Source organism: Blastopirellula marina (assembly GCF_002967765.1).
In the GTDB taxonomy this organism is placed as follows: domain Bacteria; phylum Planctomycetota; class Planctomycetia; order Pirellulales; family Pirellulaceae; genus Bremerella; species Bremerella marina_A.
This window is the reverse complement of the sequence record NZ_PUHY01000006.1, coordinates 264,030-276,751: the sequence shown is the minus strand read 5'-3', so window position 1 is coordinate 276,751 and position 12,722 is coordinate 264,030. Positions and strand designations below refer to the sequence as shown.

At 55.1% G+C, this 12,722-nt stretch carries 11 protein-coding genes; 9 read left to right on the top strand and 2 right to left on the bottom strand.

Translation table 11 applies throughout. From position 1 onward, the window contains the following. Positions 1-49 precede the first annotated feature (49 nt). Positions 50-997: a nucleoside hydrolase gene (locus tag C5Y83_RS09130; protein ID WP_105329367.1), complete on the bottom strand. Its 948-nt coding sequence runs from the start codon at positions 995-997 to the stop codon at positions 50-52. Positions 998-1,240: 243 nt separating this feature from the next. Between C5Y83_RS09130 and trpD the strand changes: the two genes are divergently transcribed. From trpD to trmB, 8 genes are all read left to right on the top strand, one after another. Next, positions 1,241-2,254: an anthranilate phosphoribosyltransferase gene (gene trpD / locus C5Y83_RS09125; protein ID WP_105329366.1), complete on the top strand. Its 1,014-nt coding sequence runs from the start codon at positions 1,241-1,243 to the stop codon at positions 2,252-2,254. Continuing rightward, the gene (locus C5Y83_RS09120) at positions 2,251-3,459 is read left to right on the top strand and encodes an MFS transporter (RefSeq protein WP_105329365.1); all 1,209 of its coding nucleotides are present in this window, start codon (positions 2,251-2,253) and stop codon (positions 3,457-3,459) included. The genes trpD and C5Y83_RS09120 overlap by 4 nt, the downstream gene beginning before the upstream one ends. A gap of 159 nt (positions 3,460-3,618) precedes the next feature. Then, on the top strand, positions 3,619-4,014 hold the full coding sequence (locus C5Y83_RS09115; protein ID WP_105329364.1) for an STAS domain-containing protein: 396 nt from the start codon (positions 3,619-3,621) through the stop codon (positions 4,012-4,014). A 319-nt stretch (positions 4,015-4,333) separates the two neighbouring features. After that, on the top strand, positions 4,334-7,171 hold the full coding sequence (locus C5Y83_RS09110; RefSeq protein ID WP_105329363.1) for an MMPL family transporter: 2,838 nt from the start codon (positions 4,334-4,336) through the stop codon (positions 7,169-7,171). 183 nt (positions 7,172-7,354) lie between these two features. Further along, complete coding sequence (locus C5Y83_RS30155) at positions 7,355-7,453, top strand: 50S ribosomal protein bL37 (protein WP_409994587.1); 99 nt, start codon at positions 7,355-7,357, stop codon at positions 7,451-7,453. 122 nt (positions 7,454-7,575) lie between these two features. After that, complete coding sequence (locus tag C5Y83_RS09105) at positions 7,576-8,070, top strand: 3-hydroxyacyl-ACP dehydratase FabZ family protein (RefSeq protein ID WP_105329700.1); 495 nt, start codon at positions 7,576-7,578, stop codon at positions 8,068-8,070. A gap of 67 nt (positions 8,071-8,137) precedes the next feature. Continuing rightward, positions 8,138-8,995, top strand: coding sequence for a rhomboid family intramembrane serine protease (locus C5Y83_RS09100; protein ID WP_105329362.1), 858 nt, complete (start codon positions 8,138-8,140; stop codon positions 8,993-8,995). A gap of 20 nt (positions 8,996-9,015) precedes the next feature. Continuing rightward, positions 9,016-9,660: a tRNA (guanosine(46)-N7)-methyltransferase TrmB gene (gene trmB / locus C5Y83_RS09095; protein ID WP_105329361.1), complete on the top strand. Its 645-nt coding sequence runs from the start codon at positions 9,016-9,018 to the stop codon at positions 9,658-9,660. Between the two features lie 7 nt (positions 9,661-9,667). Here the strand turns inward: trmB and C5Y83_RS09090 are convergent, their stop codons facing one another. Beyond that, positions 9,668-11,284 carry an amidophosphoribosyltransferase gene (locus C5Y83_RS09090; RefSeq protein WP_105329360.1) on the bottom strand — a complete coding sequence of 539 codons (1,617 nt, stop codon included), beginning with the start codon at positions 11,282-11,284 and terminating at the stop codon, positions 9,668-9,670. A 258-nt stretch (positions 11,285-11,542) separates the two neighbouring features. Here C5Y83_RS09090 and proB point away from each other — a divergent pair, with 258 nt between their 5' ends. Next, on the top strand, positions 11,543-12,685 hold the full coding sequence (gene proB, locus C5Y83_RS09085) for a glutamate 5-kinase (RefSeq protein WP_105329359.1): 1,143 nt from the start codon (positions 11,543-11,545) through the stop codon (positions 12,683-12,685). Positions 12,686-12,722: the final 37 nt, after the last annotated feature.

Here is a 12,722-nt window from a genome sequence, read left to right as displayed (position 1 = left end):
CTATGATTGCGATAAACGCAGAGCCTGCCGTGTCCAGGCTAACGATTCCCTATGTCGCCGTTTCTTTCGCTGCCAAGATGATTCCGCGGAGGATTGAATCTTTCACGCTGGCCGCGTCGACCGTGGTCATAACTTCCATGTTATTGGTCCAGGTCTTCACCGTGCGTTGATCGAAGATCGTGGCACCTAGCGTCAAGTCACCTTGCGTTTCGACATCGCCCGCCATGGGCACGGCCTCGAACAGCTCAGGCTGAAGCAGGGCAACCAGCGCGACGGCGTCGTTCAGCGAGATTCCCTCTTGGGCCAAGTGCCGACGATGCGAGCGGAACGAGAAAGGCAGGATGTGATTTAAAATATGCGTAGCCCGAGATTCTGCTTTCGGAATATGATCCAACAGATCGATGCCAAATGTTACCTGGTTAGTCACATCGAGTGGGACCAGGGTTTTGGTGGTCTTGGAATGAAAGACAAGACGGGCGCTCTCGGCGTCGAAGTGGCAGTTGAATTCCGCACACGGCGTGACGTTGCCAATCCCGTTGAGCGAACCTCCCATCATGACAATCTGTCCGACTTGCGACGCGAAAGTTGGATCGCGTTGAAGGCAGTTGGCAATGTTGGTGGCGGGCCCAAGGCAGAGCAATGTGATCTCTTCGGGGAATTCGCGTACCCGATCGCTGATCAGTTTTTCCGCGGGATGCGTCTGATGCAGATTGGCTGCTGGCAAGTTCAGTTCAGCCAGGCCATCGCTGCCATGCAAGAATGTGGAATCGACGGGGGGGGCTGACCTCGGCCCGGGCCCCATACCAATCCGCGGACGCCGAGGGGGATCGAGAAACTCGATCAGAGCCTGCAAGTTAATGTAGGCTTGTTCGGCGTTCACGTTGCCGGCCGTTGAGGTGACTGCGACCACGTCCAAACGTGGATCGAACAAGGCGATCATGAGCGCAATAGCATCATCGATCCCTGGGTCACAGTCGATAATGACCTTCCGTGACATACGAGATGGGACCTCCTGCCTTCCTGGAATAAAAGATCGAAACGAAGCGACAGTGCTGACTTCTCGCCCCTGACATACCCTGTTTTGAAGGTCTGCTAATGAGAAGGGAACCGTCCTGCTGCCTCGATTATATCAGATCCCCCCTAGCTACGTCAGAGAGATCGTGGCTAGGACCTACCGGCAAAGGGGGCTAAAATAGCGTGTTTGTATCAGGTTGATTGCCACTCAGCGGGGAGAAGTCGGTTGTCCCATTCAGAAGTCATCGCCAAAGTTCAAGCCGGAAATGACCTATCCTTGGACGAAATGTCGCACGCCATTGGCCAGATGATGAATGGCACATGGGCCGACGATGATATCGGCTCGCTGCTATTGGCCCTCAATGAAAAAGGTCCATCGGTCGACGAAATCGCGGGAGCGGCGACCGCGATGCGAAGCCACATGATTCAAATCAATGCGCCGTGCGAGAAGTTCATCGACACCTGCGGCACCGGTGGCGACCGAAGTGGTACATTCAATATCAGTACCGCCACGGCCCTGGTTATCGCCGCGGCCGGAGTCACCGTAGCCAAACATGGCAATCGAAGCGTGACCAGCAAATCAGGCAGTGCCGATGTTTTGGCCCGCCTGGGCGTCAACATCGAAGCCGACGTCGCAACCATCGAAAAGTCGCTCGCTGACGTCGGCATCTGTTTCTGTTTCGCGCCACTGATGCATGGCTCGATGAAACATGTCGCTCCAGTCCGTAAGAAGCTTGGCGTTCCAACGATCTTCAATTTGCTGGGGCCGCTCTGCAATCCGGCAAATGCTCCTTACCAACTGCTAGGCGTGGGCAAGCCCGAGTATCGCGAATTGCTGGCCAGCGCGTTGCAAAAGTTAGGAACTACCAAGGCCGTATTTGTGACCGGGCGCGATGGGATGGACGAGGTGACCATCAGCGACGCGACCGATGTGACTATCGCGACCGGGAATGGCTTGGTGCCGCTCGTCTGGCAACCGGAAGAGTTCGGTCTCGAGCGTCAAGGTAAAGAAGATATGTTGGTCGACGGACCAGAGGAAAGTGCGGCAATGATTCGCGGCGTGCTATCGGGCGTACTTGGCTCGGCCCGCGACATCGTAGTGATTAACGCGGCGGCTGCGTTGTGGACGATTGGCGAAAACGACTCGCTCAGCGAATGTGCTCGTTTAGCCCAGAACGCGATCGATAGTGGTGCGGCGGAAGAGAAACTCGCGAAACTCGCTGAGGTCAGCCATTCGTGAAGCGGGCCGGAACCACCTTAGCAATTCTTATCCTGGCGGTCTGTGCCGCGCATGCGATGGTGCATGTGCTGGAAGGCTCGTTGCCGTGTGTCGAGCAATCGATCGCTACGGAATATGACGTCAACCAAAAGACGACTGGCTGGCTGCAAACGGTGTGGCGGTTTCCGTGGGGCGTTGGTGCGCTGATCGCCGGATTGCTGGTCGATCGGTTTGGAGCCAAGCGAATGTTGGCGCTATACCTACTTGGCAGCGGAGCAACGTGTATCGCGGCAAGTACGTTGCCAGGGCTCGATCTGCTGTTCGTAACGATGTTCTTAATGGGGGTGATGGCCAGCATTTATCACCCCGCCGGCCTGGCGCTTCTTTCGCATGAAACAACGCCCGACACCTTACCGAAAACACTTGGTTGGCACGGGGTGTTTGGCTCGCTAGGGATTGGTGGCGTTCCGCTTCTAGCTGCCGGGGTATTGTCCGTCAGTCACTCGTGGCAAGCGTTTTACGGCGTCTTAGCTGTGATGTCGATTTCGGTCGGACTTGTGTTCGTCTATCTCACACTGCAATCGCCGGAGCGAGTGTTCTCGCACGTTGATCGGGCCAATGCCGACGATCGCGGAGATTGGACCAGCTTCGGTATTCTATTGGTGATGTCGAGCTGTATCGGGCTTTCTTACCATGGCGTAATGAGCTTTCTGCCTCGCTTCCTATCCGACGCTTCGGTATTGGGGTGGCAGATGAACAGCGAGATCGGCGGCAACGTAGGGGCAGCCAGCGCGCTGATTCTAGGCTGCTTCGGACAGTTTCTGGCGGGCTACTTTGCACGACACAAGCATCTGGAATGGCAATTGATGCTGATCTGTGCTGGGACCATTCCTTTTTTGATTGGGATGAGCTTTGCCTCGCCCGAATGGAAATGGTGGTTTGTCGCGGCCTGGGCTCCGACCTTCTTCATGCATCAGCCGGTGTTTAATAGTCTGATTGCCAAATACACTCCGCGCTCGCGGCGAAGTCTTTGCTACGGAGTGTCGTTTGCGATGGGTAACGGTATCGGTGCGATTTCAGCTGGCCTGGTCGGCGAAAACACCGATCTGCAGACAGCCTATTTGGGTTTAGCTGGGTGCGCTCTTGCGGCAACGTTGAGTGGGGGAATTCTGTGGATTCGAGCATTTCGCACCCCTCCGATCGGGCCGGAAAAGGGTGGAGAGTGAAGTTTATCGTTTGATTTCCAACGCCTGGCTGGGATAATCAACGATTCTGGAGTGGGCTGGCTCCATCCTTGTCTCTGGGGAATACTTATCAAAACCCACAGGGAATCTTTGTATTTTCATCCAAGCCTGACTTCCTGATTTCTAGAAAGCCGACCCCCGATGGCAATCAAATACCATTATCTGAAAGTTCGCGACGTTAAAGACGTCGTGGTGGCCGAGTTCATTCAATCGTCGATTCTGGACGAGACGGCAATTGATCGCGTCGGAAAGGAATTCGAGCAGCTGGTTTTGGAAGCGGCGACCGCCAAGAAGCTGTTGTTGAATTTCCAGGCCATCGAGTACATGTCGTCCGCGATGATCGGCAAGCTGATCCTACTGAATAAGAACTGCAAACAAGCCAAGATCAAATTCAAAGTCTGCAACGTAAGTGGGAACATTCTGGAAGTTTTTCAGATCATGAAGATTGGGAAGGTGATCGAGATCCACAAGGACGAAAAGTCCGCGCTCGATACCTTCAGCGGGCCATCCATCTCGCGTTGGCTTGGGTTGGGCTAAAGTCCGCACACGATTACTGTTCACCGCATGCCTAACCTGTTTTTGATCAATGGGTTAGGTTTCTTTATGGGATGCGTCCCCCTTTCGGTCTGGGGGATAACGGGCATTCCATTGCAAGGCTGTAGGCTGGCGAATCACTGCGGGCCTCTTGATTCTTCCTTCGAATTGCCAGCTTTCGTGCTAGCATTGCTACGTTGATTGTTCGCTCTTAGCGCCGTCGGGGCGTTTGCGTAAGATTCCCCGACCTCCACTTGGCCTCGATCGGAATTCTAAGAAGGTGGCTGCGTGCCGTAACGGGCTTGCGTAGCAAATTAGGCGAATGCGGCCCCAAACCGAAACGACGGAAGAAAAATCACTGCTCTCCAAACCGTTGGCGTACGGCACGCGTTTGATCGTGCGCTATCCGATCTTGGTATTGCTGATTGCGTTTGTGGCAGCTGGGGCTTCTGTCTTCTACGCGACGAACCATCTCGGGTTCAAAACAAGCCGGCTCGATCTGATCAATCAACACAGTCACTTCAATCAACTGTGGCGCGAATACCTCGACCAGTTTGGTGCGGACGACGATGTGGTTGTCATTATCGAAGGATCCGGGCGTGAGGAAATCGTGCCGGCGCTGGAAGATCTATACACCCAGCTCACGGCCGACGATCAATCATTTTATGCCGTGCTGCACGAACGTGGTTTAACCAAAGTTCGCGAGAAAGGTCTGCACTTCCTGCCGGAATCCGATCTGACCAAGATCGACCAACAACTACAACGGCTGCGACCGGTGATGCAGGGGCAGTGGGATTCGATTGGTGTTGGCCAAATGGCTTACAACTTGAATCAACAATTGCTGGCCGCGCAGCGTCAGCCAGACTCGCCGCAGGCGCAGATGATGGCCGCACAAAGCCGTGCCCAATTAGATCGCCTGGCCAGCAACTTGTTGGCGGCGATGGGGCAGGGGGAGCCACAAGGTTCTGTGCTTGTGCCGCCCAGCGATTCGTTAAGTGCGATGAGTCAGATCGACTCGGACTACTTCCTCGCCAACGACGGCCAATTAGGTTTGATCTTGCTTCGCTTGGTAAAGAACCAAGATGAGTTTGCCCAAGGTAAGGAAGCCATTGCGGAACTTCGCCGCATTTTAGACCGCTTTCAGGTCGAGTACCCTGGGCTGAAGTTTGGGCTAACCGGACTTCCCGTGATGGAAAACGACGAGATGGAACGCAGCCAGGTCGACATGACCAAGGCCAGCGGCATCAGCCTGGTCGGAGTGGCGTTCCTATTTATGGCTGCATTTGGCGGGCTGCGGCATCCTTTGATGGCGGTCGTCGCACTGCTGGTCGGCATTGCGTTGTCGGTCGGCTTCACCACGATCTTTGTCGGGCATTTGAACATCCTCAGCGTTTCCTTTGGCGTGATTTTGATTGGCTTGGGGATCGACTTTGGCGTGCACTACGTCGCTCGTTACTTGAAAGAAGCCGAAGATCGCCGGACCGACGACGCGTTGGTGCAAACAGCGCGCGATATTGGTCCCGGTATTGTGACTGGCGGGCTAACCACCGCTGTGGCATTCTTTACCGCATCGCTAACTGATTTCACGGGCGTGGCAGAACTGGGAATTATCGCCGGTGGTGGCCTTTTGGTCTGTTTGTTGGCCTCGATGACGGTATTGCCGGCTTCGATTCACCTGGCCGATCGCCATCGAAATCGTCATCAGCTTCCCAAGCCGTTGCACCTTGATTGGTGGATCTTGCCACTGTTAAAAACGCCCAAGGTGACGTTGTTCGTCGCCTTGATTGGTGTGGGATTATTGGCAATCGGCACGCCGAAGCTACGTTACGACCACAACTTGTTAAATCTTCAGCCGAAGGGGCTCGATAGCGTTCGTTGGGAAGAGAAGCTGCTAAACGACACCGACCGCAGCGTGTGGTTTGCGTTGTCGATCGCAGAAGATCGCGAGACGTTGCTCGAGCGGAAGAAGAAGTTTGAAGCGTTGCCTACCGTAAACCGCGTTGAGGAAATTGCTTCGCTGATGCCCGATAGTCCGCCGGGCAAGCTGGCCATGATTCGCGACTTGAATAATCGACTTGCCCAGCTTCCCGAGAACACACCAACGCTTAGCATTCCACCAGCGGCCCACTTGGGGCAGGTGTTGGCCGATTCCCAGCGACTTCTACCGACGAATGATCCCGACGCCCAACATACCTACCGCCGTCTGTCACAAATTCGCGAACTGCTGCGGGGCATGCCAGAGCCTCGCTACAACGCGATCATCTCGCAGTTTCAGCAGCGCTCGGCGGGGGAACTGCTACAGTGGTTGCACTCGTTGGCAGCGATCTCAAATCCTGATCCGCCGACCGCTGAAGACTTGCCAGAAGCACTGGTGACGCGGTTCGTCGGTAAGAACAATCAATTGCTGCTACGGATTTACCCCAACGCAAGCATCTGGGATATGGACGCTTTGGAAGGTTTCGTTCGCCAGGTTGAATCGGTCGATCCAAAAGTGACTGGTCAGCCACTGCAGACCTTTCACGCCTCGCGTCAGATGCAGCTGAGCTACATCCATGCGGCACTTTACTCACTGATCGCCGTGATGATCATCCTGCTAATCGATTTCCGCAGCATGACGAACACGTTATTGGCGCTCACCCCGGTTGGGTTGGGGATGGTAATGCTGTTCGGGATTCAAGGGTTCGCTGATATTCCGTTGAACCCAGCCAACATGATTGTGCTGCCGCTGATTTTGGGGATCGGGATCGACGATGGGGTGCACGTGGTGCATGACTATCGCCGCCAGGGACGAGGTTATTCGTTGACCGCCTCGACGGCGACCGGCGTGATCATTACCTCGCTGACGACAATGATCGGGTTTGGTGCGTTGATGCTGGCCGATCATCGTGGATTGGCCAGCTTGGGGCGTGTGCTGACGATTGGCGTGGCCTGTTGCCTATTCACATCGTTGGTGGTCCTGCCGTGTCTTTTGACGCTGTTGTCTGGTTTCCGACATCCGGTTGAAGATGGTGAAGAAGCGGCATCTCCGGCTCGCGAGCGTCCTCGCGGCCGCAAGTTGGCTGCGCTGCCGGATGACCCTAGTTTGCACCCGCATAAAGAGCCGCTGGACGATCCGCGGGAGGCGCGAGATTTGTCCCACAATCACCGTGATGGTCGGTAAGTCCTTCTTATTTATAGGCTTACGTGAGATTGCTGGTAGCGTTAAACGGAACGCTACGATCCTCATTAGGGCTTTCGTTGCGTCCCTAAATCGCTATACTGAATAGATTGTGCTCCAAAATCCGGCGCGGACTCTCCAGTTCGCCCTCCATATTCCGCAATTCTCGCTTAAGGTAAATGAACCATGGCCAAGCCACATCGTAAGTTGAAAAAAGCCAATCATGGTGCCCGTCCTGCCAACGCCAAGGCTCGCAAGGGCAAGCGTAAGTCGATCAAGACCTAAGATTGGAGATCAAGCCATCGCGGCTTGCACGCAGATTGATTTGAGTTTCAATGGTCTGGACGAGCCAGGCCATTTGTTTTGATTGTCTCCCAAGTTCCCAGTCAGAAGCTGAAGGATTCACGGTGGCGCGAGAAGATCTGATTCTCGACCCTGCGTCGATTGACTTTGATAATGTCGTTGCGGACCTCGAAGGGGTTCGCAAATCTAATCCTCAGCGTTACGAGATGGAACAGCTTTCCGGCATCGTTTACGATGACGGCGAAGCTGGTATCTGTGCTGGCTACTTAGATATCGCTGAGGATGCGTTCTGGACGCGCGGCCACATGCCGGGCATGCCGTTGATGCCTGGGGTTTTGATGTGCGAGATGGCGGCTCAGGTTAGCACCTGGTACGTCGTGCAGCACGACTTGATGCCGGGCAAGCGAATGGGCTTTGGTGGACTCGACGAAGTCAAGTTCCGTGGCATTGTTCGTCCTGGCGATCGTCTGCTATGCGTGTTGAAGAAAACTCGCTTTCGTCCTGGACGCATGCTGGTTTGCAACTTTCAAAGCTTTGTCGGCACGACCATGGTCGCCGAGGGCGTGATTCGGGGTATCCCGCTGCCTGACGCCATCTGAGCTTGCTCTGACGACGAGTTGGGGGAGTGACCAGGTCTGAATGTCGATTCCTCGCCGGTAACTCCCCATGTTGTTCCCGCTTGTTGACGAAAACCCGACACGTCGCCCCCCTGTGGTGACAATCGGCCTGATTGCGATCAACACGCTTCTTTTGTTAGCCACTGTGGGCTTCTCCTCAGTCGCGCACAACCGGCTCTTCATTGAGTACGGCTTTGTGCCGGAGCGTTTGACGTCGGCAATTACCACGCATGAGAATGTCGTGGTTGATTTGCGAGATCTACTGGGAAACGATCCACGATCGCGCGAAGTGTTGGAGCAGAGCAAGGTCGATACCCGCATGGTGCTCTCTGGCAACTTGCCAGCGGTTGCGATGACGGTTTTTACGTCGATGTTCCTGCACGCAGGCTTTATGCATTTGATTGGCAACATGTGGTTTCTGTGGATCTTTGGTAACAACGTCGAAGATCGCTTGGGTCACGTGCCGTTTCTATTGTTCTATCTTGTTGGTGGGGTCTTTGCGGCGCTGACACACTGGTCGGCGACGACCGGCGTGGGGGCAATGTTGCCGACGGTTGGGGCTAGTGGGGCGGTGGCGGTTGTGTTGGGCGCGTATGCGGTCACCTATCCGAAGGCCCAGATTCGTTGTTTGCTATTTATCTTCGTGATTTTTCTGTTCGTGGATTTACCAGCTGTCGCGGTGCTGGGCATTTGGATGGCCGGACAGATCATCGAAGGCTTCGGTGCTCTGCATCTTGATATCGATGGTGGTGTGGCCTGGTGGGCTCATATTGGCGGCTTTGTCTTTGGCATGGCCGTTATGCCGCTGTTGACTTTGTTGATTCCCGATACGACTTACCAGTCGGTGCTGACCCAAGAGCGGTCGTTTCAATTCGATCCTCGCAAGCACGACAACTTTCGCTACTAATTGTTCTTCTACGAAACATCATGGGCCGAAAAGCACTTCCCAAACTCAATCCCGAAGTCGATTTCTCGAATCATTTCTTCAAGTCCGAGGTTCTCGAGCAGAAGCCTGACATGCAGTCGTATTTCCCCAAAGAGCAACCGCTGGAAATCGAAGTCGGGACAGGCAAGGGGCTGTTCATGAATACGGCTTCCGGTGAATTCCCAGCGCACAACTTTTTGGGGATTGAGATCGCGTTCAAGTACGCTCGCTTTGCCGGCTATAAGTTGGCCAAAGAAGGGCGTACCAACGCCGTGATGTTCCATGGCGACGGACAGAAGATCTTTCCGCAGTATGTGAAAGATGGATCATTGGAAGCGGTACACGTGTACTTCCCCGATCCTTGGTGGAAGGCCCGACATCACCGACGTCGCTTGATGAACGAATCGTTCTGCAAAGAAATTGAACGAGCTTTGCGGGTGGGTGGCAAGCTGCACTTCTGGACCGATGTGCTCGATTATTTCGAGATGGCAGTCGAAACACTGCATAGCCATACTAACCTGCAAGGCCCCAATCCGGTGGAAGAGTCGCCGGCTGAGCACGATCTCGACTATCGCACTCACTTCGAACGAAGAATGCGGAAGAACGAGATGGATGTCTTCCGCAGTCAGTTTGTGAAGCCTGAATGACTGAGGCTTAAGCCCCGGTCGAGGTGGCCGCTTGTTCTTCGGCGCGACGTTCGTAAGTTCGTCCGCCTTCGCTCTCGATGTCCTTGGTTTCTAAGGCAATTTGGTAGAGGGCTTCGCCGCCTGCGGTTGGGTATTCGCCTGTGATGCAGGCCTGACACAACTCGTCGCTGGAGAAGTTCACTGCCCTGGCAATCGAGTCGACCGACAGATAACGCAGCGAGTCCGCACCGAGTTGTTCCGCCATGGCGTCTTGCATCTCTTCGGTCAGCAGGTAGCTGTCCCCCATGAACTTGGGAGCGAACAGTTCGCTGATGGTCGACATGTCGATCCCGTAGAAGCAGGGGGCAATGATCGGCGGACAGGCGACACGCACGTGGATTTCTTTTGCTCCGCCTCGTTCTCGCAGGCGATTAATGAGCACTTTCATTGTGGTGCTGCGAACAATCGAGTCTTCGACCAGGAAGATTCGTTTGCCTTCCAGCACTTCACGTAGCGGCGTGTATTTGATTTCGGCAGCCCGGCGACGCTTACTGCCAGACTCGATAAAGGTACGGCCAGAGTAGCGATTGCGGATCAGCCCTTCGCGGGAAGGAATTCCCAGCTTAAACGCCATTGCGTCGGCGGCAGCTTTACTCGTGTCAGGAACCGGCACCACGATGGTGTCGCTATCGAGCGGAACGCTACCACGCTCCATTTCGATTGCCGCAAGTTCTTCCCCTAGGTTGGTGCGGCTGACATAGACACTTTGTCCATCCAGCGTACTGGCAACGTTGGCGAAGTAGATCCACTCGAAGAAGCAGTGGGCTTTTCGCTTCGATTCAATGAATTGGTGAGCTTCGATCTTACCGTCAACGATGGTAATTGCCTCACCCGGCTCGACGTTTTTGATCTCTTCAGGCTCAAAGCCGAGATTAATCAGGGCGACGCTTTCGCTGGCAGCGGCGAACATCGGACCTTGAACCGCATAGCAGAGCGGCTTAATGCCGTAAGGATCGCGGGCGACCAGCATTTCACCGTAGGCGTTGAGCATGACCATGCTGTAGGCCCCATCGAACCGCGGAGCCGCTTGCTTCAATGCTTGCAGCATCGAAATGCGTTTGGCACCGGTCATCTCACGGCTGAGCTCGTGCATGATGATTTCGGTATCGGTTTCGCGGGAGAGGTGATGGTCGTCGTCGGCCAGCAGGCGATCGCGAAGTTCGCTGTAGTTCGACAATTGTCCGTTGAATGCGAAGCTGAACCACTTGTGTTTCACTAAGTGGTGTCGCTCGAACGGCTGGGCGTAGCTCTTGTCGTCTTGGCCACACGTCGCATAACGAACGTGACCGATCGCGGCTCGGCCGGCGTATTCACGCATCAGCGATTCGCTTTTGCCGCGATGCGAAAGCCGGAAGACTTCCTGCACGGTACCGATGTCGCGATGCGTGGTGATCAACTGGTTGCGATTCGGATTGAAGGTCGTGAACCCGGCCGCAAGTTGTCCGCGATTTTGGATGTCCAGCAGCATTCGCGGCATCACACGCGAAACTTCTTCGGGACCTTGATCGGGACAGAGCGGGCTTTCTTCAGCGTCGGGAAGGTGATAGATCGCCGCGATACCACATTCGTGGAAGAGTTCACTCATAGAATCTCAGTTCAATCCTGCCGTTTGCCGTAGAGAGCCACCATTGGGGGAAACGATCGCGTGAGAGCGTGGGCCGGGGTAGCAAGCACGTTCCCATTCTACGAACGACCCTGCGAATCCTCAACCGCTTGCGCCCTGCGAATCCCCGAAGTGTTCAATTGCGGTGTGTTTTCCAGACCGAACCCCCATGGCAAGTGGGCCGTCAAACTCTAAGATATCCGTACGATCTGTCCTTTTTCCCTTGAAATAGCCCTCCCCATGACCGACTTGCTCCGGCAGGAAATCGCGACCTCCGCTCATACCATTGTCGTGAAGGTCGGTACGCGCGTTCTTACGACCGATCAGGGCGTGCTCAACGAAGATCAAATCACTCAATTGGGACGGCAATTATCTCAATTGGCAGCAGCGGGAAGGCGCGTTCTGTTGGTCTCCAGCGGGGCGGTCGGGGCCGGTATGAGTCAGCTCGGACTAACTCAGCGCCCTTCCGACCTGGCCAAGCTGCAAGCGGTTGCGGCTGTGGGGCAAGCCAAGTTGATCGAACTGTACGACCGGGTTCTTCGCGACAACGGTCGGCACGCCGCCCAAGTGCTGCTGACCGCCGAAGATCTGGATGATCGAACGCGATACCTCAATATTCGCAACACTTTGCACAGCGTGCTCGATTTCGGAGCGATCCCAATCATCAACGAAAACGACACCGTTGCGGTCGAAGAGTTGATGCTTACCTTTGGCGACAACGACCGTCTGGCGGCCCGAGTCACCAATTTGCTGCGCGCCCCGCTTTTGATTTTGCTTTCCGATGTGCAGGGGCTGTATAACGGTTCGCCTGAGTTGCCCGAATCGAAGCTGCTTTCGGTCGTGCCGAAGCTGGACGAAGAGATTCTTTCGTTCGCCCGAGATAAGAAGACCGGACACTCTAAGGGGGGCATGGCCAGCAAGTTGGAAGCGGCCCGAATGGTCACGTCGGCGGGTGAGAACATGATCATTGCCTCGGGCCGGGTACCCGATGTGCTGCCCAAGCTGGTGGCCGGTGAAGATATCGGCACGCTGTTCCTGGCACAAGGCAAAGCGGTCACGCCGCGGAAGCGATGGATTGGTTACTCGGTGCAGCCTCGCGGCGATTTGATTGTAGACGACGGAGCCGCGAAAGCGCTGGGCGAAAAAGGGAAGAGCTTGCTACCAATTGGCGTAACCGAGGTTCGAGGCACGTTCCAAAAAGGAGACGTGGTTCGAATTTGTAACAGCCAATCGCAAGAAATCGCCCGCGGACTGACGAACTACGCTTCCGACGAAGTCGCCAAAATCCTCCGTTGCCGCACCGATCAAATCCAAGGCATTCTCGGTCAGCATCCATACGACGAGGTAATTCACCGCGATAACATGACGGTGAGCCGAGTGTAGCTGCTTCTTCTGATCGCGCAATAAAAAAGCCCCTCGC